The organism is Pseudomonas sp. FDAARGOS_761 (assembly GCF_013343155.1).
GTDB classification, from domain to species: domain Bacteria; phylum Pseudomonadota; class Gammaproteobacteria; order Pseudomonadales; family Pseudomonadaceae; genus Pseudomonas; species Pseudomonas aeruginosa.
Genome location: NZ_CP054572.1, coordinates 3,669,179 through 3,693,064, shown reverse-complemented (window position 1 = coordinate 3,693,064; position 23,886 = coordinate 3,669,179). Strand labels below are relative to the sequence as shown.

The window sequence follows — 23,886 nt, the reverse complement described above, 5'->3', positions numbered from 1 at the left end:
CTCAGTGATTCTCCGGCACGGCGGCGGCTTGGTGGGCGGCGCGCCCGCGCGGCCCGTGGAAGTATTCGCGGACCCAGGCGTCGTCGGTGGCGGCGACCCGTTCCAGGGTATCGACCACCAGGACCTTCTTCTGCGACAGCACGGCGACCCGGTCGCAGATGGTGTACAGGGTGTCCAGGTCATGGGTGACCAGGAACACCGTCAGGCCGAGGGCGTCGCGCAGGGTACGGATCAGGTTGTCGAAGGCCGCCGCGCCGATCGGGTCGAGGCCGGCGGTGGGCTCGTCGAGGAACAGGATGTCCGGGTCCAGCGCCAGGGCGCGGGCCAGGGCGGCGCGCTTGATCATGCCGCCGGAAAGCGAGGCCGGATACTTGTCGCCGGCGTTGGCCGGTAGCCCGGCCAGGGCCAGCTTGACCTGGGCCAGGTGCTCGGCGTCGGCGCGCGGCAGGCCGGCGTTCTCGATCAGCGGCAGGGCGACGTTCTCCACCACGGTAAGCGAGGAAAACAGCGCGCCCTGCTGGAACAGCACGCCGAAGCGCCGTTCGACCAGGGAGCGGCGCTCCTCCGGCAGTTGCAGCAGGTCTTCGCCGAACACCCGCACGCTGCCGGAGGTCGGCCGGCGCAGGCCGACGATACTGCGCAGCAGCACCGACTTGCCGGTGCCGGAGCCGCCGACCACGCCGAGGATCTCGCCGCGACGGACGTCGAGGTCGAGGTGCTCGTGGACCGCCTGGGCGCCGAAACGGTTACACAGGTCGCGGACCTGGATGATCGCCTGCGGGTTGTCCTGGCTCACCAGCCCATCTCCATGAAGAACAGCGCGGCGAGGGCGTCGAGCAGGATCACCACGAAGATCGAGTGGACCACGCTGGTGGTGGTGTGCTCGCCCACCGACTGGGCGCTGCCGCTGACCTTGAAGCCTTCCAGGCAGCCGATCACGGCGATCAGGAAGGCAAACAGCGGGGCCTTGCTGATACCGACCAGGAAATGCTGTACGCCGATTCCGTCCTCCATGATCGACAGGAACATCGCCGGCGGGATGTCCAGGGTCCAGGCGCAGACGGTCATGCCGCCGACGATGCCGCAGAGCATACCGACGAAGGTCAGCATCGGCAGCGATACCAGCAGCGCCAGCACCCGCGGCAGCACCAGCAGCTCGATGGGGTTGAGGCCGAGGGCGCGGATCGCGTCGATCTCCTCGTTGGCCTTCATCGAACCGATCTGCGCGGTGAAGGCGCTGGCGGTGCGGCCGGCCATGAGGATCGCGGTGAGCAGCACGGCGAACTCGCGGAGGAAGGAGAACACCACCAGGTTGACCGTGTAGATGGTCGCGCCGAAGTTGGCCAGCACCGTGGCGCCGAGGAAGGCGATCACCGCGCCGACCAGGAAGGTCAGCAAGGCGATGATCGGCACCGCGTCCAGGCCGCTCTTCTCGATGTTCGCCACCAGCGGCGTGACCCGCCAACTGGCCGGGCGGACCAGGCTGCGGAGCAGGGTCTCCAGGGTCAGGCCGATGAAGCCGAGGAGTGCCTTGAGGTGCAGCCAGAAGGTCTCCATGGCACAGCCGATGCGAGCCAGCAGTTCGATGGCGGTGGTCGGCGGCTTGGGTTTTTCCGGTTCGCAGAAGTCGTGCAGGGCGTGGCCGACGGTCTTCAGCAGGGCCTGGCGCTCGCGCGGCAGGCCGGGCTCCAGCTCGGCGAGGTCGGCCAGGCGCTCGGCGCCGAGCAATTCGGCGAGCAGGGCGGCGCCGGCGGTATCCAGGGCGCCCAACTGGCTCAGGTCGAAGCTGGCGTTGCCCGCCACTTCGCTGCGCAGGCGCGTCACCTCGCGCTCCAGAGCCGTGTAGTGGGCGAGCGTCCAATCACCTATGGCTCTGACGCGGGCGGGCTGGGTGGAGCTATCCAGGCTCACGTGGCCGGGTTGCGGCTGTGTCGTCATGGTGCAGAAGCTTACACCGGCTTTTCAGTCCCTGAGTAGAGCCATTGCAGACAGGCCCGTGAGCGCTCAGTGGCGCCAGAACGCCGGGGTCAGCAGGACCAGCACGGTGATGATCTCCAGGCGGCCGAGCAGCATGCCGGCGGCCAGCAGCCACTTGGCGGCGTCCGGCAGGCTGGCGAAGTTGCCCGAGGGGCCGATGATGGGGCCCATCCCCGGGCCTACGCCGGCCACGGTGCTGGCGGCGCCGGTGAGGGCGGTCATCCAGTCCAGGCCGATCAGCGACAGGCAGAGGGCGAGCAGGCAGACGACGATGGCGAAGAAGAACGAGAAGGTCAGGATCGAGCGGACGATTTCCTCGTCCAGGCGATGGCCGTTGTAGTTCTGCTTGAGCACCGCGCGCGGGTGGATCAACTGGTAGAGGTTGGCCTTGAGCAGGGTGTAGGCGACCTGGAAGCGGAAGATCTTGATGCCGCCGGCGGTAGAGCCGGAGCAACCGCCGATGAAGCCGAGGTAGAAGAACAGCATGATCGAGAAGTGCCCCCACATGCTGTAGTCGCCGAGGGCGAAGCCGGTGGTGGTGACCACCGAGGTGACATTCACCGCGACGATGCGGAAGGCATCCATCCAGGGCAGCTTGGAGGTTACCGCGTACCAGGTGCCCATCAGCAGCCAGGTCACCAGCAGCAGGCCGAGCAGGCCGCGGACCTGCTGGTCCTTGATCAGCGCCTTGCGGTGTCCGCGCAGGGTGGCGACGTAGAGCGCGAACGGCAGGCTGCCGAGGATCATCACCACTACCGCGGTCCAGTGCACCGCCGGCTGCTTCCACTTGGCCAGGGATTGGTCGGAGGTGGAGAAACCGCCGGTGGAAATCGCCGACATGGCGTGGTTGACCGCGTCGAACGGGCTCATGCCGGCGCCCCAGAAGGCCAGGCTGCCGAGCAGGGTGATGCCGACATAGGTGGCGACGATGTACTTGGCGACCATGTGCGAGCGTGGCAGGACCTTTTCCGAGCGGTCCGAGGATTCGGTCTGGAACAGGCGCATGCCGCCGATCCGCAGCATCGGCAGGATCGCCACGGCCATGGCGATGAAGCCGATGCCGCCCAGCCAGTGCAGCAGCGAGCGCCAGATGAGGATGCCCGGGGACATGTCGTCCAGCCCGCTGAGCACGGTGGAGCCGGTGGCGGTGATCCCCGACATGCTTTCGAAGAAGGCATCGGTGTAGCTGATGTGCTGCTGCAGGACGAACGGCAGGGCGGCGAAGATGCATACCAGCACCCAGCTCGATACGGTGAGCATGTACATGTCCCGCGGGCGCAGGTGGACATGCTCGGGACGCCCCGGCAGGACCAGGCCGAGGCCGGTGACGAAGGTGGCGACGCTGGACCAGATGAACGCCTGGATGCCTTCGGTACGGTCGAAGGCGAGCATGGTCAGGATCGGGACCAGCATGCTGGCGGCCAGAGTGATCAGGAAGATGCCGATGATGAAACCGAGGATGCGTAGGGTCGGCAAGGCCATGGATCGTGGGGCTCTGGGCGGTGGCGGACCGGTCATTCTACCAGCCGTCCGCGGAGAGTAAATCTGCCGCTGCGCCCCTCTTCACAGCAGCCGCGAAATCGCTAGAATCTCGCTTCGCCCGCCGGCGCTCGCCGGTTTCTCTGGTGTTCTGCCAACCATGTCCACTGACAATCCGTGTCTTACCTGCGGCGCCTGCTGTGCGCATTTTCGTGTGTCTTTCTATTGGGGCGAGTGCCGTTCCGCAGGCGGCGTCGTACCCGACGAACTGACCGTCCGCATCAGCCCGCAGATGGTCGCCATGAGCGGTACCGAGAACAAGCCGGCGCGCTGCGTCGGGCTGCTCGGCGAGGTCGGTTGCGGTGTTCGCTGCACCGTCTACGAGCAGCGCTCGAGTACCTGCCGCGAGTTCGAGGCGGCCTGGGCCAACGGCCAGCCCAACCCGGCCTGCGATGCCGCGCGCGCCGCCTACGGCCTGCCACCGCTGACCCCGCCGCTGCAGCCGCACCTGGCGCCGGGACGGGTCGCCTGAGAGCGGGCGTGAGCCTGGCGATTGCGTCTACAATGGCGATTTCGTTTCTGACAGGAGTTCGCCCATGGAGGCTCTCGACGCCTTGCTCACTCGCGTTTCCCACGCCCGCCTGAGCGATCCCGCGCCCTCGCCGGAGCAGCTCGACCGGCTGTTCCGGGTCGCCTTGCGTGCCCCGGACCACGGGCAACTGCGGCCCTGGCGCTTCATCGTGGTAGAAGGCGAAGGCCGCCGGGCCCTGGGCGACCTCTACGCCCGCGCCCTGGCGAGCCGCCAGCCGGACGCCGCCGAGGAAGCGCTGGCCAAGGCCCGCAACATGCCGCTGCGGGCACCGCTGCTGGTCGTGGCGGTGGCCTGCCTGCAGGATCACCCGAAGGTGCCGCATGGCGAGCAACTGCTGGCCGCCGGCTGCGCTGCCCACGGCCTGGTGCTGGGCGCCTATGCCCAGGGACTGGGGGCGATGTGGCGGACCGGCGAGATGGCCACCGATCCGGTGGTGCACGCCGGCCTGGGGCTCGGCGAGCAGGAGCGGATCATCGGCTTCGTCTACCTGGGTACGCCGATGGGCGAGTTGCGCACGCCGGCGGAACTCGACCCGACGGCCTTCGTCAGCGCCTGGCCGGGCTGAGCGGCAACAGCAGGCGTACGCACCAATACGCGCCCTGGGCGTGCCAGAGCAGTCGTCCGCCCTGCCAGCCGGCCAGTCGTCGGGCGGCTTCCACGGCCGCCGGCAGCCAGCGCCGGCCTTCTTCCGCCTGGCCGAGGATGTCCAGGCGCAGCCGGCCGTGGCGCGCGTCCAGCGCCGGATTCAGCGTGATGCGCTGCCACGGGCGCTCCTGCGCGGCGCCGCCGAGCAGGCCGTAGAGCGCCTCGTGCAAGGCCGGGCGCCAGCTTTCCAGCGGCCAGGTGCCGCGCTCCGGCAGGCTCAGGTCGAGGCGCGCCCAGCGTTGCCGCAGTTGCTGGGCGACCTGTCCCAGCTCGACCGCCAGGACCAGCGATTGCGGCTCGTCGCCGGGAAGTTCCGGCGGCGCGATGGCCTGGGCGAGCGGGCGTTCATCGAGGAACAACGAAGCGGGAAGAGTCATGCCGGATGCTCCTGGGGGAAGTGCCGCGCATCGGGGCGTGGCGTCATTCGGTCGCCTTGCGCCGTAGCGGCAGGCTGAGGGTGGCGATGAAGCCGCCGTCGGGATGGTTGCCCAGGCGCAGGTGCCCGCCGTGGCGCTCGATGGCGCGGCGGGCGATGGCCAGGCCCAGGCCGTGTCCCGGGCTGCTCTGGTTGGGTGCGCGGAAGAACGGTTCGCCCAACTGCTCCTGCAGTTCGACGGCGATGCCCGGCCCATGGTCGCGGACGCTCAGGCGCAGGTAGTCGCCGGCGCTGCTGGCGCGCACCTCCAGCGGTTGGCCGGCGGGGTTGAAGCGCACGGCGTTGCGCAGCAGGTTGTCCACCGCGCGCTCGAACATGTCCGGCCAGCCGTCGATGCTCAGGTCAGGCGCCACTTCCAGGCGGATATCCTGCTCCGGAGCCAGCAGCAGGGCGTCTTCGCGCAGCCGCTGGAGCAGCGGCAGCAGGGCGATCCGTTGGCTCGCGCCGGGTTCGGCGTCGAGCCGGGCGAGGGCGAGGATCTCGCCGATCAGCGCTTCCAGGCGGTCGCATTCCTGTTCCAGGCGCGGCCACATCTGCGCCCGCGCTTGCGGTTCGGCGCGCTCGGCCAGGGCCAGGGCGATGCGCAGGCGCGCCAACGGCGAGCGCAGTTCGTGGGACACGTCGCGGAGCAACTGTCGCTGGCTGCCGATCAGGCTTTGCAGGCGTTCGCCCATGCGGTTGAAATCGCGCGCCAGGGTGCCCAGCTCATCGCCGCGCCGCGCCAGGCGGGCCAGGCTGTCCTTCTGGTAGGCGGTCTGGCCGAGGTCGTGCACGGCGCGCCGCAGACGGTTCAGCGGACGGGTGATGGACAGCGTCAGCAGCAGGCTGAACAGGGTCAGCACCACCAGTGCGATGCCCAGCGCGCTGAGCGGCCAGAGCAGGCTGCCGCGGTGCCAGGCCTCCAGCTCCGGGTGCGGGATGCGGTAGATGAACAGATAGGTATGGTTGCTCTGCGGGCTGACATATTCCTGGCTCAGTTGGCGCCAGGGGAAGCGCGGCAGGTTGCGGTCGCTGGTGCGCGGCGGGCGGTGGCGGGGGCGCGGCAGGTAGGTGCCGTCGACCAGGCGCTGGCCGCTTTCGTCGAGCACCTGGATGGAAATCCCGTAGTCGCGGCGGCGTTGCTCCAGCAAGCCCTGGGCCGCGTAGCTGCCCTGTTCTTCGTAGAGGGCGGTCCACTGCTCGGCGAGATCCTTCAGGCCGGGATGGCGGGCGATGATCCAGGTGTCCTGGTTCAGCGCGCGACCCAGCAGGATGGAAAGCCCGGCTACCAGCAGCAGGGCCAGCCAGAAGGCGGCGAGGATTCGCCAGAAGAGTGAACGCATGGTTTTCCTGTTGAATCGCATGTCGGGCCGGCCGCGTGGGTAAACCCCTAGGATATGCGATTCCGGCTGGTCGGAAGACCGCTACCGGAGGACCCGGTAGCGGTGGCTCGGACGTCAGTTGGACTTCTTGTCGGCCTTCCATTGCTGGAATTCGGCCCACTCTGCCTTGCGCTGCTCGCGCTTCTTCTGCAGTTCGTCGAACTTCTTCTGCTGCTCGGGGGTGAGCAGGGCGCGGATGTCCTTCTGGGTCTTCTCGTGGCTGGCCTTGAGTTCGTCCTTCAGGGCCTTCTGCTTGGCCGCCGGCAGCTTGGCCAGGTAGCGCTGGGTGATCTCGTGGCGGGCCTTCATCTGTTCGCCCATCAGTTTGCCCATCTGCTGGCGCTGTTCGCGGGTCAGGTTCAGTTCCTTCATCGGGCCGCCATGCCGGGGACCGTGCTGGCCCATCATGTGGCCGCCTTCCATCGGCGGGGGCGGCAGGTCGTTGGCGGCGGGCGCGGCCATGGCGAAGGTCGGCAGGGCGGCGGCGATGAACAGGGCGGTTAGCGTCTTGCGCATGGTGTTTCTCCTTTCTGGGTCCGGCCATTTACCGGATGAGCCCAGTCTAGGGAGGTCAAGGTCAAGCGCGGTCAGCCCTGGGTAAAGCTTGGGTAAAGACCTTGTGTCGGCGGGCTGACGAAACCCGCTCAGTGGCTGTAGTAGTAGCCGCGGCCGCGCAGGGCGAGGATGCGCGGGCTGCCGTCGGGGTGGCTGCCGAGCTTCTTGCGCAGGTTGCTGACGTGCATGTCCAGGCTGCGGTCGTAGAGGGTCAGCTTGCGGCCCAGCGCCAGTTGCGCCAGGGCCTGCTTGTCCAGCGGCTCGCCGGGCTGGCGCAGGAGCGCTTCGAGGATGCGGCTTTCGGAAAGGGTCAGGCTGATCTCCTGGCCGTCGATCTGCGCCACGCCGCGCGTCAGGTTCAGCGACAGGTCGCCCAGTTGCATCTGCGCGCTGGGCTGCGCCGGGTGGGTTCGCCGCAGCACGGCGCGCAGCCGTGCGGTGAGTTCGCGCGGGTCGCAGGGCTTGGCCAGGTAGTCGTCGGCGCCCAGTTCCAGACCGAGGATGCGGTCCAGCGGCTCGCCGCGGGCGGACAGCATCAGCACCGGCAGGTCGGGATGGTCGCCGCGCAGTTGCTTGAGCAGTTCCAGGCCGCTGCCGTCCGGCAGCATCACGTCGAGCACCACGGCATCCGGCGTCTGCTCGGCGAGGGCGCGACGGGCCTGGGCGCCGTCGTGGCTGGCACGCACGGAGAAACCTTCCTGGACCAGCCAGGTACCGAGCAGCTCGCAGAGCTCCCGGTCATCGTCGATCAACAGCAGTTCGCTCATCGGGTGTCGCTCAATTGATCCATTCGCGTCGCTGTCGCCGGCGGCCGCGGCTCAGGGCGCCGAGGACGAACGCGAGCAGGGCGGTGGCGGCGCCGGCGACATACCAGGTCTGCTCTTCTGTGAGCAGCGGCGGTTGCCGCTGCGCCTGGGCCGCCTGCAACTGCTCGCGCAACTGGCGGTTCTCCTGGCGCATACGACTGACCAGTTCGTCGCGCTGGCGTTCCGTTTCCACCAGGCGGCGCTCCAGTTCGGCGGTAGCCTGCGCAATGGAAGGCTGCGCGGCTGGAATCGGTGCTGGCGCGGGTTCCTCGGCCTGGGCCAGGGAAGCTCCCAGGCTCAGGCTCAGCAGCAGGCAATGGGCAGTGGATGGACGCATCATGACTCCTTGTACCGATGAAGCGACGGATTGCACTGTCTTCCGGTTCGCCCTTCCGGCTTGGCGAAAGCGCCGGGCCGGCCTGGTTGCGCTGCGGCGGGCACCGGAAAGCGGCGTCCGGTGCGAAAACGTTTGCCGGGAGGGCGACCGGGCCGGCCGCCGGTACCCGGCGACTGCCTCAGGGCAGGACTTTCTTGAACGGCTTGACCACCACCTCGGCATACACCCCGGCGGCCCGGTAGGGGTCGGCCTCGGCCCAGCTCTGCGCCGCGGCCAGGGAATCGAATTCGGCGACGATCAGGCTGCCGGTGAAGCCGGCGGCGCCCGGGTCGTTGCTGTCGATCGCCGGGTGCGGGCCGGCGAGTACCAGGCGGCCTTCTTCCTTCAGCTGTTCGAGACGGGCCAGGTGGGCCGGGCGGCTGGCCAGGCGGCGTTCCTGGGAAGCGGGGATGTCACGGGCGATGATCGCGTAGAGCATGTCAGTCCTTGGGCTTTTCGCCGGTATCGGCGTCGTGCAGGTGGCGAGCCAGGAACAGGCCCTGGCCGATCAGGAACAGCAAGGTCATGCCGAGGCTGCCGAACACCTTGAAGTCCACCCAGAAGTTCGGATAGGTGAAGACCACGTACAGGTTGGCGAAGCCGCACACCAGGAAGAACACCACCCAGGCGATGTTCAGGCGCACCCAGAGGCCCTGCGGCAACTGGATGGCATGGCCCATGATGCGCTGGATCATCGGCTTGTCGCCGATGAAGTGACTGCCGGCGAAGGCCAGGGCGAACAGCCAGTTGACCAGCGGCGCCTTCCATTTGAGGAAGGTGTCCTCGTGGAAGGCCAGGGTCAGGCCGCCGAGGACCAGGCAGGCGCCGAGGGTGAACCACTGGCTCTTTTCCAGGTGGCGGTGCTTGAGCCAGAGGGCGCCGTAGACGATCACCGAGGCGAGGATCAGGGTCGCGGTCGCGCCGTAGATGCCACTCAGATTGAACCCGGCGAACTCGACGTTCTGAGGGTCTATCTTGTAGACGATGAAGAACAGGATCAGTGGGATGAAATCGATGAATTGCTTCATGGTGGCAGTCAGGACACGGTTGAAGCGGCATAATAGCAACCTCTGGATGTTCTGAAACAGTCATCCTGTCTTTCCGAATGCGTCAGGCCTGTGCCGCAGGCGCATTCGCCAGGTGGAGCAGGCTCCCCGGACCCATGAACGGTACGTCTCGATACCGCGAGGCAGCGAATCGGCGTTGCTTCATCACCATTCTTCACTGGAATCAGGATTCAGCCATGCGTGTCGATCTGCATTGCCACAGTACCGCCTCCGATGGCGTTCTCGCGCCCGCCGCCCTGGTGCAGCGGGCCCACGAGAAAGGCGTCGGGCTGCTGGCGCTGACCGACCACGACACCCTGGAAGGCCTGCCGGAAGCCCACCAGGCGGCCGCTCGACTCGGTATCGAACTGGTCAACGGCGTCGAGCTGTCCTGCACCTGGGGTGGCGCCACCATCCATGTGCTGGGCTACGGTTTCGACCTCGACGCCGCTCCCCTGCGCCAGGCCACCGAAGCCCTGCACCGCGGCCGCTGGGCGCGCGCCGAGGAAATCGACCGGCGGCTTGCGGCCAAGGGTATGCCCGGGGCGCTGGAGGGCGCGCGGGCGATCCAGCGGGCCCTGGGCGACAGCGGCAACGCGCCGGCGCGGCCGCATTTCGCCGAGTTCCTGGTCCAGGGCGGCTGGGTCAAGGATCGCGCCGACGCGTTCCGCAAGTGGCTGGGGGCCGGCAAGCTGGGAGACGTCAAGCAGCACTGGCCGACCCTGGAGGAAGTGGTCGGCTGCCTGCGCGAGGCGCGCGCCTGGATCAGCCTGGCGCACCCGTACCATTATGATTTCACCCGGACCAAGCGCCGGCGCCTGGTCGCCGACTTTCTCCAGGCCGGCGGACACGCCATCGAGGTGGTCAATGGGGTGCAGCCGGCCGAACAGGTCGGTACCCTGTCGATCCTGGCCCGCGAGTTCGGCCTGATGGTCACCGCCGGCAGCGATTTCCACGCGCCGGGCGACTGGTCCGAACTGGGCATGTACCGTGCGGTTCCAGAGGACCTTCCGGCCATGTGGCCGCGTTTCGCCAGGCATTTTCGCGATACCGAACGTCATTCCGAAGCCAAGGGGGCCGAATGAGCCAGTTCTTCCAGATCCATCCGGAAAATCCCCAGCCGCGGCTGGTCAAGCAGGCGGTGGAAATCGTCCGCCAGGGTGGGGTGATCGTCTATCCCACCGACTCGTCCTATGCCCTGGGCTGCCGCATCGGCGAAAAGACCGCGGTGGATCGCATCCGCCGCATCCGCCAACTGGACGACAAGCACAACTTCACCCTGGTCTGCCGCGACCTTTCCGAGCTGGGGGTCTATGCCAAGGTCGACACCGGCCTGTTCCGCCTGCTCAAGGCGCACACCCCCGGTCCCTACACCTTCATCCTCAGCGCCACCCGCGAGGTGCCGCGCATGCTCCTGCACCCCAAGCGCCGCACCATCGGCCTGCGCGTGCCGAACTGTCCGATCGCCCGGGCGCTGCTGGAGGAGCTAGGCGAACCGCTGATGAGCGTGAGCCTGATCATGCCCGGCAGCGGCGAGCCACTGAACGATCCCTATGAAATGCGCCAGGTACTGGAACACCAGGTCGACCTGATCGTGGACGGGGGCTATGGCGGCGGCGAGGCCTCCACCGTGATCAGCCTGACCGACACCGATCCCGAAGTGATCCGCGTGGGTTGCGGCGATCCGGCGCCGTTCATGCAGCCGGCCTGAGCGCCGCCCGAATCCGCCCACCACGAGCCTACCGATGCAGGACGATAACCCGGCCAACGCCGACACCCCTCCAGCCGAACCCGCCGCCGAGCGGGTGCCGCTGCAACTGGCGCTGGTCTACGGCGAGGCGGTCACCGAGCTGCCGCAGGACCTCTATATCCCGCCGGACGCGCTGGAGGTCTTCCTCGAGGCCTTCGAGGGCCCGCTCGACCTGCTGCTGTATCTGATCCGCAAGCAGAACATCGACATCCTGGATATCCCGGTGGCGGAAATCACCCGCCAGTACATGGGCTATGTCGAGCTGATGAAGGCGGTGCGCCTGGAGCTGGCCGCCGAGTACCTGGTGATGGCGGCGATGCTGGCGGAGATCAAGTCGCGCATGTTGCTGCCGCGCTCGGCGGAAGCCGAGGAGGAAGAGGAAGATCCACGGGCCGAGCTGATCCGCCGCCTGCAGGAGTACGAACGGTTCAAGAAGGCCGCCGAAGACCTCGACGAACTGCCCCGGGTCGGCCGCGACGTGCTGGTGCCGGCGGTGGCTGCTCCCGAGGCGCGGGCGCGCAAGCTGCTGCCGGAGCTGGCGCTGCAGGAGCTGATGCTGGTGATGGGCGAGATGCTGCGCCGCGCCGACCTGTTCGAGAGCCACCAGGTGACCCGCGAGGTACTGTCCACCCGCGAACGCATGAGCGAAGTGCTGGAGCGCCTGAAAGGCGGCGCCTTCGTGCCGTTCATCCAGTTGTTCACCCTGGAGGAGGGCAAGCTCGGCGTGGTGGTCACCTTCATGGCGATCCTCGAACTGGTCAAGGAGCAGATGGTGGAACTGGTGCAGAACGAGGCTTTCGGCGCCATCCATGTGCGCCTGCGGATAGCCCGCGAAGCGGAGGAAGGCGAAACCCTGGAGGAAGCCCTGGAAGACGATTTCGAGTGATCGCGCCGCGCCGCTGGCCGTTCGTCCCCTTGCGGACTGTCAGCTTTTCCGAGCTTCCGGCTTCGCTCCCTGCCGTGGCCTGTTAAGCTGCATGCCCGATTCCGCTATCTTTCCCTCTTCCTGGCTCCGGTATCCGTTGCGACGATGAACCTGTCCGATCCCCACGAACTCGCCACCCTGCTCGAAGGCATCCTCCTTGCGGCCGGCAAGCCGCTGTCGCTGGAGCGCCTGGCCGAGCTGTTCGACGAGGCCGAGCGGCCGGAACCGGGGCAGTTCCGCGACGCCCTGGCGATCCTCGCGCTGTCCTGCGCGGGGCGTTCCTTCGAGCTGAAGGAAGTCGCGTCCGGGTATCGCCTGCAGATTCGCGAGCGTTTCTCGCCGTGGGTCGGCCGCCTCTGGGAGGAGCGTCCACAGCGCTATTCGCGCGCGCTCCTGGAAACCCTGGTGCTGATCGCCTACCGCCAGCCGATCACCCGTGGCGAGATCGAGGAGATCCGCGGCGTGGCGGTGAACACCCAGATCGTCAAGACGCTGATGGAGCGGGAGTGGATCCGCATCGTTGGCTACCGCGAGGTGCCGGGGCGCCCGGCGATGCTGGCGACCACCAAGGCGTTCCTCGATTATTTCAACCTGAAGAGCCTCGACGAGCTGCCGCCGCTGTCGGCGCTGCGCGAGATGGAGCCCGAGCCGGAACCGCCGGTCGAAGTGGCGCCCGCGGCGCAGCCGCCGCGCGACGATCTCGACGAGGATGCGATTCCCGCCTCGATCCAGGCCCTGGCCGATCGCGCCATCGCCGAGGCCGGGGAAAGCCTCGAGGAGATCGAGGGCGAGGCCGGCGAGCCGGAGAAACCGCGCGAGGAAACCAGCTTCCGCAGCCTGCTGCTGGAACTGGACGAGATGGAGCAGGGCCTGAAGACCGACTTCGACGACCTGCTCGACCCTCCGGAGCCCTCGGAGCAGGGCGACGAGTCCGCCGAACCAGCGATTCCCGTGGTCGCGGAGCAAGCCGTCGAGCCTGCCGTCGCGGAGGCTGTCGCGGGCGCCGATCCCGATGACGAAGAGCGCGCCCTGGCGGAGGCCATGCGCGAGGAGCGCGAGGCACTGGACGCCGACGACGACTGGCCGCGCCGCTGACCGTCGTTCCACCCTGTAGAATTCATCCGGCCGCGCCGGCGAGGCCGGCCCGCTCCGTTTCATCGACCCTGGAACTCCCCATGAAAGAGACCCTGAACGAACTGATCACCCTCATCAGCACCGGCTGCATGGGCGCCGAGGAGATCCGGCGGATCGCCGACGAGGCGGCCCAGGCCTACGCCGATCCGGCAGGGTTCCTCGCCGCCAACCCGGACATCAACTACGACGACAGCTTCCCGATCCCGCTCGGCGAGTGGGTGGTGGTCGGTAGCCTGCCGGATATCGTGCTGTTCCAGGCCGATACCTATGCCGAGCTGTTCGCCCGGATCGTCGCCTCCTTCGGCAAGGACGTGGCGTTCAACATCAAGCCGAAGCAGTTGCTCAAGACCGAGCCGCTGGTCGCCCTCAACCGTATCCAGGTGCAACTGAGCAGCATGTATCCGGAAAAGGGCGGCTACGTGCTGGTGGATTTCAGCGAGCCGCTGGACGACGAGCTGCAGGCGGTGCTGGTCTATACCCAGGACCTGCCGCGGGTCATGGCGCTCTGCGTCGAGGCCGGCATCTATGCCGCGCCTGCCTACGACAGTCTGCGCGACGCCGAGGCCGAGTGACCGCGGGCCGCTCGATCGGCCCGATAGTCATTCCCTCCTGGACGCCGGCCCGCCGCCTGTCGTGAAGTGACGGGCGAGGACCGGTTGCGGTCCGCGCCGAAAAAGGGGGAACGCTTGAAAAGTCCTTGCATCAATATCTGTGAGTTCGATGCCGACGTGTGCCGTGGCTGCGGGCGTACGCGCCAGGAAATCCGCGCCTGGAAGCGCGCGGACAAGGCCGAGCAGCGACTGATCCTCGCCGAGGCCGACCTGCGCCTGCTGGCGTTGCAGGCGCGCGGTCGGCGCAAGTTCCGCTGAGGCGCGTCAGTCGCGGGCGGCGGCCAACGCCAGGGCGCTGTCCAGCATGCGGTTGGAGAAGCCCCATTCGTTGTCGTACCAGGCCATCGCCTTGACCAGCCGGCCGCTGACCTTGGTGTGGTTGGCGTCGAAGATCGACGAGCGCGGGTCGTGATTGAAATCCACCGACACCAGCGGCTGGGTGTTGTAGCCGAGCACCGGAGAGCCCTCGCTGGCCTCGCGCAGCAGGCGGTTGACCTCGTCTACGCTGGTATCCCGGGCCACCTGCACGGTGAGATCGACCAGCGACACGTTGATCACCGGCACCCGCACCGCCAGCCCGGTAAGCTTGCCGGCGAGTTCCGGCAGGACCTGGCCGACCGCCTCGGCGGCGCCGGTCTTGGTGGGGATCATCGACTGGGTCGCCGAACGTGCGCGGTACAGGTCCGGGTGGTACACGTCGGAGAGGTTCTGGTCGTTGGTGTAGGCATGGATGGTGGTCATCAGGCCGTGCTCGATGCCCAGCTCGCGATGCAGCACCTGGGCCACCGGTGCCAGGCAGTTGGTGGTGCAGGAGGCGTTCGAGACGATCCGATGGGAGGCGCGCAGCACCTCGTGGTTGACGCCGTAGACCACGGTGGCGTCGACGTCCTTGCCGGGCGCCGAGATCAGCACCTTGCCGGCGCCGGCCTGCAGGTGGGCGGCGGCTTTGTCGCGGCTGGTGAAGAGCCCCGTGCACTCGAGCACGATGTCCACGCCGAGGCTCTTCCAGGGCAGTTCCGCCGGGTTGCGGATGGCGCTGACGGCGATGCGGTCGCCCATCACCCGCAGGCTCTCGGCATCGTGCTCGACCTCGCCGGGAAAGCGTCCATGGACGCTGTCGTACTGGAACAGATGGGCGTTGACCGCGGCGTTGCCGAGGTCATTGATCGCCACTACCTGCAACTGTTCGCGGTAGTGGCCGGTATACAGGGCGCGAAGAACGTTTCGGCCGATGCGACCGAAGCCGTTGATGGCCAGGCGGATAGTCATAATGAGGTCGTCTCTTTTCTATTGTTGTGGTAAAAACCATTACATTTCGTCCAGAAAGAAAAGTAAACATCCTTCAACCGATGATTATGTTGTAAAAACAACAATTGATAGTCTGTAGGAGAATCTGCCATGCACCCTCGTGTGCTCGAAGTCACCCGCCGCATCCAGGCCCGTAGCGCGGCCACTCGCCAGCGCTACCTAGAGATGGTCCGGGCGGCGGCCAGCAAGGGGCCGCACCGCGGCACCCTGCCGTGCGGCAACCTCGCCCACGGGGTCGCGGCCTGTGGCGAAAGCGACAAGCAGACCCTGCGGCTGATGAACCAGGCCAACGTGGCCATCGTTTCCGCCTACAACGACATGCTCTCGGCGCACCAGCCGTTCGAGCGCTTTCCGGGGCTTATAAAGCAGGCGCTGCACGAGATCGGTTCGGTCGGCCAGTTCGCCGGCGGCGTGCCGGCCATGTGCGACGGGGTGACCCAGGGCGAGCCGGGCATGGAACTGTCGCTGGCCAGCCGCGACGTGATCGCCATGTCCACCGCCATCGCGCTGTCTCACAACATGTTCGATGCGGCGCTGTGCCTGGGCGTCTGCGACAAGATCGTGCCGGGCCTGCTGATCGGCTCGCTGCGCTTCGGCCACCTGCCCACCGTGTTCGTCCCGGCCGGGCCGATGCCGACCGGCATCTCCAACAAGGAAAAGGCCGCGGTGCGCCAACTGTTCGCCGAGGGCAAGGCCACTCGCGAAGAGCTGCTGGCCTCGGAAATGGCCTCCTACCATGCACCCGGCACCTGCACCTTCTATGGCACCGCCAATACCAACCAGTTGCTGGTGGAGGTGATGGGCCTGCACTTGCCCGGTGCCTCCTTCGTCAACCCGAACACCCCGCTGCGCGACGAACTCACCCGCGAAGCGGCACGCCAGGCCAGCCGGCTGACCCCCGAGAACGGCAACTACCTGCCGATGGCGGAGATCGTCGACGAGAAGGCCATCGTCAACTCGGTGGTGGCGCTGCTCGCCACCGGCGGCTCGACCAACCACACCCTGCACCTGCTGGCGATCGCCCAGGCGGCGGGCATCCAGTTGACCTGGCAGGACATGTCCGAGCTGTCCCATGTGGTGCCGACCCTGGCGCGCATCTATCCGAACGGCCAGGCCGACATCAACCACTTCCAGGCGGCCGGCGGCATGTCCTTCCTGATCCGCCAACTGCTCGACGGCGGGCTGCTTCACGAGGACGTACAGACCGTCGCCGGCCCCGGCCTGCGCCGCTACACCCGCGAGCCGTTCCTCGAGGATGGCCGGCTGGTCTGGCGCGAAGGGCCAGAACGGAGTCTCGACGAAGCCATCCTGCGTCCGCTGGACAAGCCGTTCTCCGCCGAAGGCGGCTTGCGCCTGATGGAGGGCAACCTCGGTCGCGGCGTGATGAAGGTCTCGGCGGTGGCGCCGGAACACCAGGTGGTCGAGGCGCCGGTACGGATCTTCCACGACCAGGCCAGCCTGGCCGCGGCCTTCAAGGCCGGCGAGCTGGAGCGCGACCTGGTCGCCGTGGTGCGTTTCCAGGGCCCGCGGGCGAACGGCATGCCGGAGCTGCACAAGCTCACGCCGTTCCTCGGGGTCCTGCAGGATCGTGGCTTCAAGGTGGCGCTGGTCACCGACGGGCGCATGTCCGGGGCGTCGGGCAAGGTGCCCGCGGCCATCCATGTGAGTCCGGAAGCCATCGCCGGCGGTCCCCTGGCGCGCCTGCGCGACGGCGACCGGGTACGGGTGGATGGGGTGAACGGCGAGTTGCGGGTGCTGGTCGACGACGCCGAATGGCAGGCGCGCAGCCTGGAGCCGGCGCCGCAGGACGGCAATCTCGGTTGCGGCCGCGAGCTGTTCGCCTTCATGCGCAACGCCATGAGCAGCGCGGAAGAGGGCGCCTGCAGCTTTACCGAGAGCCTCAACGGCTGGCGCTGATTCTGATAGGTCGATGTCCGCCGGCGCTTGGCTGGCGGCTGTCTCTCCGGCAACATCTGCCGACCGTCCCGCCCTGGCGCGGGGCATTGCGGTTCAACGACGATGAATAACGACAACAAGAGAAGCGCCGGCGGCCTCGGCCTGGTCGGCGATATCGGCGGCACCAATGCGCGTTTCGCGCTCTGGCGCGGGCAGCGCCTGGAATCCATCGAGGTGCTCGCCTGCGCCGACTACCCACGGCCTGAACTGGCCGTGCGCGACTACCTGGCGCGGATCGGCGAATCGGTGGCGAACATCGACTCGGTCTGCCTGGCCTGCGCCGGTCCGGTTGGGGCGGCGGATTTCCGTTTCACCAACAACCACTGGGTGATCAATCGCGCCGCGTTCCGCGAGGAGCTGGGGCTGGATCACCTGCTGCTGGTCAACGACTTCAGCACCATGGCCTGGGCCGCCTCGCGGCTGGGCGCGGACGAGCTGGTGCAGGTCCGGGCCGGCAGCGCCCAGGCGGATCGCGCCCGGCTGATCATCGGTCCCGGCACCGGCCTTGGCGTCGGCAGCCTGCTGCCGCTGGGCGGGGGACGTTGGGAAGTGCTGCCCTGCGAGGGCGGGCATGTCGACCTGCCGGTCACTTCGCCGCGCGACTTCGCGCTCTGGCAGGGCCTGCAGGCGCGCTACGGACACGTCTCCGCCGAGCGCGCACTGTCCGGCAACGGCCTGCTCGCCCTCTATGAAATCAGCTGTGCCCTGGACGGGGTTGCCGTACGCGCGAGCAGTGCGGCGGAAGTCGGTGCCCTGGCCATGGCCGGCGACGCCCAGGCGGACGCCGTGCTGGAGCACTTCTTCCTGTGGCTGGCGCGGGTCGCCGGCAACGCGGTGCTCACCGTCGGCGCGCTCGGTGGCGTCTACATTACCGGCGGCATCGTCCCGCGTTTCCTCGAGCGTTTCATCGCCAGCGGCTTCGCCGAGGCCTTCGCCAGGCGTGGCAAGACCAGCGGCGCTTACCTGCAGGACGTACCGGTGTGGGTCATGACCGCCGAACATCCGGGCCTGCTCGGCGCCGGCGTCGCCCTGCAGCAGGCCCTGGACGCCGAGGGCTGAGTCGGCGTCGAGCAACCGCATAAGGAGGAGCCTCGTGAGCGCGAACGGACGATCGATCCTGCTGGTGGACGATGACCAGGAGATCCGCGAATTGCTGGAGACCTACCTGAGCCGCGCCGGCTTCCAGGTCCGCAGCGTCTCGCGGGGCGCCGACTTCCGCCAGGCGCTGTGCGAGGAGGAGGCGAGCCTGGCGATCCTCGACGTGATGCTGCCGGACGAGGACGGCTTCAGCCTCTGTCGCTGGATTCGCTCCCACCAGCGCCTGGCCTGCATGCCGATCATCATGCTCACCGCCAGTTCCGACGAGGCCGACCGGGTGATCGGCCTGGAACTGGGTGCCGACGACTATCTGGGCAAGCCGTTCAGCCCGCGCGAGCTGCTGGCGCGGATCAAGGCCCTGCTGCGCCGCGCGCAGTTCACCCAGGTGCGCGGTGGCGACGTACTGGCCTTCGAGGACTGGCGGCTGGACACGGTCAGCCACCGGCTGTTCCACGAGGACGGCGAGGAGTTCTTCCTCAGCGGCGCGGATTTCGCCCTGCTCAAGCTGTTCCTCGACCATCCGCAGCAGATCCTCGACCGCGACACCATCGCCAACGCCACCCGCGGCCGCGAGGTGCTGCCGCTGGAGCGCATCGTCGACATGGCGGTCAGCCGCCTGCGCCAGCGCCTGCGCGACACCGGCAAGGCGCCGCGGCTGATCCAGACCGTGCGCGGCAGTGGCTACCTGCTGGCGGCGCAGGTGCGGCCGCACCTGCAGCCATGAGCGAACGGCGGCGCTGGTCGCCGGTGCCGCGCTCGCTGCTCGGGCGCATGCTGCTCCTGACCCTGCTCGCGGTGCTGGTCGCGCAAGGGCTTTCCAGCCTGTTCTGGCTGTCGCACCTGCGCTCCAGCCAGCGCGAGGGCCTGCTCACCAGCTCGCGCAGCCTGGCCTACTCGATGGCGGCCAGCGTCAGCTACTTCCGTTCCCTGCCGCTCGGCTACCGTCCGCTGGTGCTCGACCAGTTGCGCAGCATGGGCGGTACGCGCTTCTTCGTCTCGCTGAACGACCGGCCGCTGGAGATGCGTGCCCTGCCGGACACGCCGAACAAGCAGGCGGTGCTGGAGATCGTCCAGGACGTGTTGCATCAACGCCTGGGCAAGGAGGTCGAGCTGCAGGTCGAATTCGTCAGTCCCGACGAGCTGCGCCTGTTCAACGGCGCGCTGAAACTCGACGAGCTGCCGCGTTCCTGGGCGCACTACGCGCTGACTCTGGAGCCGGTGAACCCGCCGGTGCTGGTGACCCAGATCCGCATCGGCGACAGCGAGTGGCTGTACATCGCCAGCCTGATGCCGGCGCCGTACGTCAGCCTGGAACCCGAGGGACTGCAACCGCAGCAGGTGCTCTCGATCGTTTTCACCAGCCTGTTGCTGCTGCTTTTCACCGGCTTGCTGATGCATTGGCAGAGCCGTCCGCTCAAGCGCCTGGCGCGCGCCGCCCGCGACCTGGCCCTGGGCAGTCCGTCGGCAGCGCTGGAGGAGCGCGGCGCCAGCGAACTGGTGGAGGTGGCGCGCGCCTTCAACACCATGCACGAGCGCATCGACCGCTACCTGAACGAGCGCGGGCAGTTGTTCAGCGCCATCTCCCACGACCTGCGCACGCCGATCACCCGCCTGCGCCTGCGGGTAGAACTCCTCGAGGACGAGCGCTTGCAGGAGAAGTTCGGGCGCGACCTGGACGAGCTGGAACTGCTGGTGAAGGGCGCGCTGCAGTGCGTGAAGGACACCGATATCCACGAGAACGTCGAGCCGGTCGACCTCAACCTGTTGCTCCAGCACATCGCCGAGCCCTACCTGGCCGATGGCCGGGTGGAGGTCGTCGGTCGCGCCGCGGAGCCTTATCCGGGCAAGCCCCTGGCGCTCAAGCGCTGTATCGGCAACCTGCTGGACAATGCGCTGAAATACGGCGAACGCGCCCGCCTGAGCCTGGAGGACGGGCCGGAAGCGGTGGTGCTGCACGTCGACGACGACGGCCCCGGCGTGCCCGAGCAGCGCCTGGAACAGATCTTCGAGCCGCGCTTCCGCCTGTCTCCGCGAGGGCAGGGCTACGGGCTGGGCCTGGGCATCGCGCGCAACATCGCGCACACCCATGGCGGCGAAGTCAGTTTGCAGAACCGTCGCGAGGGCGGCCTGCGGGTCAGCCTGCGCTTGCCGCGCCTGGGGCTGGAGTGATGGGCTGGCTTGGCGGGCCCTTGAACGAGGCAGGTAGGCACGAGGTTCTCCCGCGTTCTGCGGCAGCCGCAGACAGAGGTGGAGCGGGCGCTATGGCAGTGTTTGCGCGGGCATCGATTGCTCGGGCTGAAGTTTCGTCGGCAGAAGATACTCGGGCCGTACATCGTCGATTTCGTCTGTCATGAGCGGATGCTGGTGGTCGAACTGGATGGCGGGCAGCATGTGGGTTCGCCGGCCGATGCCTGGCTGGAGAGCCGGGGTCCAGGGTACTGCGGTTCTGGAACGACAAGGTGCTGCCGCGCAGGGAGGTGCTGCTGGAGGTCATTCTCGTGTTGTAGGAGGTTTCTGTCGCGAAACCGCCTTGCCGAGTTCAAGTCCAGATTTTCCTGCTCTGCCTCAATCCCAATGTAACCACTCCGTGACAAACCCGGATCGCTTCGTTACCCGCGACGCGGAACGCTTGAATAGACTCGAAGCATTGCAAGCGCAGACTTGCTCCGAATAACAAGAAGAAGGTTTTCCTCATGAATGCGATCCGTCGCCTCTCTGCCGTCATCTGTCTTTCCTCCCTCTGTCTCTCCCCGCTGTTGGCCCAGGCCGGCGAAGTCGAAGTGCTGCACTGGTGGACCTCCGCCGGCGAGAAGCGCGCCGCCGAAACCCTGAAGAAGCTGGTCGAAGCCAAGGGCCACACCTGGAAGGACTTCGCCGTGGCCGGCGGTGGCGGCGAGGCGGCGATGACCGTGCTGAAGACCCGCGCGGTGTCCGGCAATCCGCCGGCCGCGGCGCAGATCAAGGGGCCGGATATCCAGGAGTGGGGCGAACTGGGTCTGCTCGCCGACCTCAACGCGGTGGCCGCCGAAGGCAAGTGGGACAGCCTGCTGCCGAAGCAGGTGGCGCAGATCATGAAGTACGACGGCGACTACGTAGCTGTGCCGATCAACGTACACCGGGTCAACTGGCTCTACATCAACCCGGAAGTGTTCAAGAAGGCCGGCGCCACCCCGCCGACCACCCTCGACGAACTGTTCGTCGCCGCCGACAAGCTCAAGGCCGCCGGTTTCACGCCGCTGGCCCATGGCAGCCAACCGTGGCAGGACGGCACCGTGTTCGAGAACCTGGTGCTGAGCAAGATGGGCCCGGAAGGCTATCGCAAGGCCTTCGTCGAACAGGACAAGGCGACCCTCACCGGAGCGCAGATGGTCGAGGTGTTCGCCGCGCTGAAGAAGCTCCGCGGCTACGTCGATGCCGACGCCGCCGGTCGCGAATGGAGCGCCGCCACGGCGATGGTGATCAACGGCAAGGCCGGGATGCAGATCATGGGCGACTGGGCGAAGAGCGAGTTCACCGCCGCCGGCAAGGTGCCGGGCAAGGACTACCAGTGCCTGCCGTTCCCCGGCACGCAGAAGGCCTTCGACTACAACATCGACTCGCTGGTGATGTTCAAGCTGAGCAACGCAGAGAACCGCAAGGCCCAGGAAGACCTGGCGCGCAGCGTGCTCGATCCGTCCTTCCAGAAGGACTTCAACCTCAACAAGGGCTCCATCCCGGTTCGCCTGGACGCCGACATGGCGCCGTTCGACAGTTGCGCCCAGCAGTCGATGAAGGACTTCAAGCAGGCTTCCCAGGACGGCAACCTGGTGCCGAGCATGGCCCACAGCATGGCCGCTTCCAGCTACGTGCAGGGGGCGATCTTCGACGTGGTGACCAACTTCTTCAACGACCCCGCCGCGGACCCGCAGAAGGCCGCCCAGCAACTGGCGGCCGCCATCGAGGCGGCGGCGCAGTAAGTCCCTGGCGCGGAGCCCGGCCTGGGCTCCGCTCGATCCTCCCGACTGGTTCCGTGCCGCCGTGCGGCACGGGTGGGTTCCTTCGCACGCGAGAAAACGCATGGCGACCAATTCCCCTGTCTATCCCACGGCTCCGGTAGCGCCTCGTCGCGTCTCGCCGCTCGATCGCCTGCAAGGCTGGCTGCCGAAGCTGGTGCTGGCGCCAAGCGTGGTCGTGGTGCTGTTCTGCATGTATGGCTACATCGGCTGGACGCTGCTGCTGTCCTTCACCAACTCGCGCTTCATGCCCAGCTACAAGTGGGCCGGGCTGAGCCAGTACCAGCGCCTGTGGGACAACGACCGCTGGTGGGTGGCGAGCAAGAACCTGCTGCTCTTCGGCGGCTCGTTCATCGCCATCTGCCTGGTGCTCGGGGTGTTCCTCGCGGTGCTGCTGGACCAGCGTATCCGCCGCGAAGGCTTCATCCGCACCCTCTACCTGTATCCCATGGCGTTGTCGATGATCGTCACCGGCACCGCCTGGAAGTGGCTGCTCAATCCAGGCCTGGGCCTGGACAAGCTGCTCCGCGACTGGGGCTGGGAAGGTTTCCGCTTCGACTGGCTGGTGGACCCGGAGCGGGTCGTCTACTGCCTGGTGATCGCCGCCGTGTGGCAGGCCTCCGGCTTCGTCATGGCGCTGTTCCTCGCCGGCCTGCGCGGGGTCGACCCGGCCATCGTGCGCGCCGCCCAGGTCGACGGTGCGAGCCTGCCGACCATCTACCTGCGCATCGTCCTGCCGAGCCTGCGCCCGGTGTTTTTCAGCGCGCTGATGATCCTCGCCCATATCGCGATCAAGAGCTTCGACCTGGTAGCGGCGATGACCGCCGGCGGGCCGGGTTATTCCTCCGACCTGCCGGCGATGTTCATGTATGCGCATACCTTCACCCGTGGCCAGATGGGGCTCGGCGCGGCGAGCGCGATGCTGATGCTCGGCGCGGTGCTGGCGATCGTGGTGCCTTACCTGTATTCCGAACTGCGAGGCAAGCGCCATGCGTGACGCGTCCCTGAACCCGACCTTCAGCGTCAGCCGCCTGGCCGTGCATCTGACCCTCTGGGGCGCCTGCGCGCTTTACCTGGTGCCGCTGCTGGTGATGCTGCTGACCAGCTTCAAGACGCCGGACGACATCCGCACCGGCAACCTGCTGTCGCTGCCCGACACCTTCACCGTCATCGGCTGGCTCAAGGCCTGGGACAGCGTCGGCGCGTTCTTCTGGAACTCGGTGCTGATCACCGTGCCCGGCGTGCTGATCTCCACCTTCATCGGCGCGTTGAACGGCTACGTGCTGTCGATGTGGCGCTTCCGCGGTTCCCAGCTGTTCTTCGGCGCGCTGTTGTTCGGCTGCTTCCTGCCGTTCCAGGTGATCCTCCTGCCGATGTCCTTCACCCTCGGCAAGCTCGGCCTGGCCAATACCACCAGTGGCCTGGTGCTGGTCCACGTGATCTACGGCCTGGCCTTCACCACGCTGTTCTTCCGCAACTATTTCGTGGCGATCCCGGATGCCCTGGTCAAGGCCGCGCGCCTGGACGGCGCCGGTTTCTTCACCATCTTCCTGCGCATCCTGCTGCCGATGTCCACGCCCATCGTGATGGTCTGCCTGATCTGGCAGTTCACCCAGATCTGGAACGACTTCCTGTTCGGCGTGGTGTTCGCCAGCGGCGATTCGCAACCGATCACCGTGGCCCTGAACAACCTGGTGAACATCACCACCGGGGTCAAGGAATACAACGTCGACATGGCCGCGGCGATGATCGCCGCGCTGCCCACGCTGGTGGTCTACGTACTGGCCGGCAAGTACTTCGTGCGCGGCCTCACCGCCGGCGCCGTGAAAGGCTGAGACG

The 23,886-nt window shown here is 67.5% G+C and carries 27 protein-coding genes; 16 read left to right on the top strand and 11 right to left on the bottom strand.

The features are described 5' to 3' along the window. Position 1: 1 nt before the first annotated feature. The 3 genes from FOC67_RS17170 to FOC67_RS17160 form a co-directional block, all read right to left on the bottom strand. Positions 2-796, bottom strand: a complete 795-nt coding sequence (locus FOC67_RS17170; protein ID WP_003091499.1) for an ABC transporter ATP-binding protein — start codon at positions 794-796, stop codon at positions 2-4. Next, positions 793-1,938 (bottom strand): ABC transporter permease, encoded by a 1,146-nt coding sequence (locus FOC67_RS17165; RefSeq protein ID WP_004363206.1) that lies wholly within the window; start codon positions 1,936-1,938, stop codon positions 793-795. Before FOC67_RS17165 ends, FOC67_RS17170 begins: the two co-directional genes overlap by 4 nt. A 66-nt stretch (positions 1,939-2,004) precedes the next feature. Beyond that, the gene (locus FOC67_RS17160) at positions 2,005-3,459 is read right to left on the bottom strand and encodes a TrkH family potassium uptake protein (protein ID WP_003091497.1); all 1,455 of its coding nucleotides are present in this window, start codon (positions 3,457-3,459) and stop codon (positions 2,005-2,007) included. A gap of 157 nt (positions 3,460-3,616) precedes the next feature. Here FOC67_RS17160 and FOC67_RS17155 point away from each other — a divergent pair, with 157 nt between their 5' ends. After that, positions 3,617-3,988 carry a YkgJ family cysteine cluster protein gene (locus FOC67_RS17155; protein ID WP_003114826.1) on the top strand — a complete coding sequence of 124 codons (372 nt, stop codon included), beginning with the start codon at positions 3,617-3,619 and terminating at the stop codon, positions 3,986-3,988. Between the two features lie 64 nt (positions 3,989-4,052). Next, complete coding sequence (locus FOC67_RS17150) at positions 4,053-4,613, top strand: nitroreductase family protein (RefSeq protein ID WP_003109199.1); 561 nt, start codon at positions 4,053-4,055, stop codon at positions 4,611-4,613. On the opposite strand, the gene FOC67_RS17145 is transcribed toward FOC67_RS17150, so the two are convergent. The 7 genes from FOC67_RS17145 to FOC67_RS17115 all read right to left on the bottom strand — a co-directional run bounded on the left by FOC67_RS17145 (position 4,594) and on the right by FOC67_RS17115 (position 9,255). Beyond that, a complete protein-coding gene (locus tag FOC67_RS17145; RefSeq protein ID WP_009313732.1) occupies positions 4,594-5,070 on the bottom strand; it encodes a hypothetical protein in 477 nt (158 codons plus the stop codon). The two genes, FOC67_RS17150 and FOC67_RS17145, sit on opposite strands and share 20 nt — an antisense overlap. A gap of 43 nt (positions 5,071-5,113) precedes the next feature. After that, entirely contained in the window at positions 5,114-6,451 is a 1,338-nt protein-coding gene (locus FOC67_RS17140; RefSeq protein WP_003091493.1) for a HAMP domain-containing sensor histidine kinase, read from the bottom strand. A gap of 114 nt (positions 6,452-6,565) precedes the next feature. Beyond that, on the bottom strand, positions 6,566-7,006 hold the full coding sequence (locus tag FOC67_RS17135; protein ID WP_009313733.1) for a Spy/CpxP family protein refolding chaperone: 441 nt from the start codon (positions 7,004-7,006) through the stop codon (positions 6,566-6,568). Between the two features lie 128 nt (positions 7,007-7,134). Next, on the bottom strand, positions 7,135-7,812 hold the full coding sequence (locus FOC67_RS17130; RefSeq protein ID WP_003091491.1) for a response regulator transcription factor: 678 nt from the start codon (positions 7,810-7,812) through the stop codon (positions 7,135-7,137). 10 nt (positions 7,813-7,822) lie between these two features. After that, on the bottom strand, positions 7,823-8,191 hold the full coding sequence (locus tag FOC67_RS17125) for a hypothetical protein (protein WP_003111064.1): 369 nt from the start codon (positions 8,189-8,191) through the stop codon (positions 7,823-7,825). Positions 8,192-8,366: 175 nt separating this feature from the next. After that, positions 8,367-8,666 (bottom strand): YciI family protein, encoded by a 300-nt coding sequence (locus tag FOC67_RS17120; RefSeq protein WP_003091489.1) that lies wholly within the window; start codon positions 8,664-8,666, stop codon positions 8,367-8,369. A gap of 1 nt (position 8,667) precedes the next feature. Next, on the bottom strand, positions 8,668-9,255 hold the full coding sequence (locus tag FOC67_RS17115; protein ID WP_003091488.1) for a septation protein A: 588 nt from the start codon (positions 9,253-9,255) through the stop codon (positions 8,668-8,670). Positions 9,256-9,470: 215 nt separating this feature from the next. On the opposite strand from FOC67_RS17115, the gene FOC67_RS17110 reads away from it, so the two are divergent. From FOC67_RS17110 to FOC67_RS17085, 6 genes are all read left to right on the top strand, one after another. Further along, positions 9,471-10,358 carry a PHP domain-containing protein gene (locus tag FOC67_RS17110; protein ID WP_003091487.1) on the top strand — a complete coding sequence of 296 codons (888 nt, stop codon included), beginning with the start codon at positions 9,471-9,473 and terminating at the stop codon, positions 10,356-10,358. After that, positions 10,355-10,984, top strand: a complete 630-nt coding sequence (locus FOC67_RS17105; protein WP_003091486.1) for an L-threonylcarbamoyladenylate synthase — start codon at positions 10,355-10,357, stop codon at positions 10,982-10,984. The genes FOC67_RS17110 and FOC67_RS17105 overlap by 4 nt, the downstream gene beginning before the upstream one ends. A 172-nt stretch (positions 10,985-11,156) precedes the next feature. Next, positions 11,157-11,909 (top strand): ScpA family protein, encoded by a 753-nt coding sequence (locus FOC67_RS17100; RefSeq protein ID WP_003124353.1) that lies wholly within the window; start codon positions 11,157-11,159, stop codon positions 11,907-11,909. Between the two features lie 144 nt (positions 11,910-12,053). After that, positions 12,054-13,043 carry an SMC-Scp complex subunit ScpB gene (scpB, locus tag FOC67_RS17095; RefSeq protein ID WP_009313736.1) on the top strand — a complete coding sequence of 330 codons (990 nt, stop codon included), beginning with the start codon at positions 12,054-12,056 and terminating at the stop codon, positions 13,041-13,043. Positions 13,044-13,123: 80 nt separating this feature from the next. Continuing rightward, a complete protein-coding gene (locus FOC67_RS17090) occupies positions 13,124-13,654 on the top strand; it encodes a hypothetical protein (protein WP_009313738.1) in 531 nt (176 codons plus the stop codon). A 114-nt stretch (positions 13,655-13,768) separates the two neighbouring features. After that, positions 13,769-13,951: a DUF1289 domain-containing protein gene (locus tag FOC67_RS17085; protein WP_003091481.1), complete on the top strand. Its 183-nt coding sequence runs from the start codon at positions 13,769-13,771 to the stop codon at positions 13,949-13,951. Between the two features lie 6 nt (positions 13,952-13,957). On the opposite strand, the gene gap is transcribed toward FOC67_RS17085, so the two are convergent. Further along, positions 13,958-14,962, bottom strand: coding sequence for a type I glyceraldehyde-3-phosphate dehydrogenase (gene gap / locus FOC67_RS17080; protein ID WP_009313740.1), 1,005 nt, complete (start codon positions 14,960-14,962; stop codon positions 13,958-13,960). A gap of 129 nt (positions 14,963-15,091) precedes the next feature. Here gap and edd point away from each other — a divergent pair, with 129 nt between their 5' ends. From edd to FOC67_RS17040, 8 genes are all read left to right on the top strand, one after another. Then, complete coding sequence (edd, locus tag FOC67_RS17075) at positions 15,092-16,918, top strand: phosphogluconate dehydratase (RefSeq protein ID WP_009313741.1); 1,827 nt, start codon at positions 15,092-15,094, stop codon at positions 16,916-16,918. Positions 16,919-17,020: 102 nt separating this feature from the next. Further along, positions 17,021-18,016 carry a glucokinase gene (locus tag FOC67_RS17070; RefSeq protein ID WP_003091477.1) on the top strand — a complete coding sequence of 332 codons (996 nt, stop codon included), beginning with the start codon at positions 17,021-17,023 and terminating at the stop codon, positions 18,014-18,016. A gap of 34 nt (positions 18,017-18,050) precedes the next feature. After that, complete coding sequence (gene gltR / locus FOC67_RS17065) at positions 18,051-18,779, top strand: two-component system response regulator GltR (protein WP_003091475.1); 729 nt, start codon at positions 18,051-18,053, stop codon at positions 18,777-18,779. A gap of 23 nt (positions 18,780-18,802) precedes the next feature. After that, entirely contained in the window at positions 18,803-20,224 is a 1,422-nt protein-coding gene (gene gtrS / locus FOC67_RS17060; protein ID WP_003130488.1) for a two-component system sensor histidine kinase GtrS, read from the top strand. Between the two features lie 78 nt (positions 20,225-20,302). Continuing rightward, positions 20,303-20,635, top strand: coding sequence for an endonuclease domain-containing protein (locus FOC67_RS17055; protein WP_305965284.1), 333 nt, complete (start codon positions 20,303-20,305; stop codon positions 20,633-20,635). A 113-nt stretch (positions 20,636-20,748) separates the two neighbouring features. Further along, entirely contained in the window at positions 20,749-22,011 is a 1,263-nt protein-coding gene (locus tag FOC67_RS17050; RefSeq protein WP_003091472.1) for an ABC transporter substrate-binding protein, read from the top strand. Positions 22,012-22,111: 100 nt separating this feature from the next. Continuing rightward, positions 22,112-23,044 carry a carbohydrate ABC transporter permease gene (locus FOC67_RS17045; protein ID WP_003091471.1) on the top strand — a complete coding sequence of 311 codons (933 nt, stop codon included), beginning with the start codon at positions 22,112-22,114 and terminating at the stop codon, positions 23,042-23,044. After that, a complete protein-coding gene (locus tag FOC67_RS17040) occupies positions 23,037-23,882 on the top strand; it encodes a carbohydrate ABC transporter permease (RefSeq protein ID WP_003111072.1) in 846 nt (281 codons plus the stop codon). The genes FOC67_RS17045 and FOC67_RS17040 overlap by 8 nt, the downstream gene beginning before the upstream one ends. Positions 23,883-23,886 lie beyond the last annotated feature (4 nt).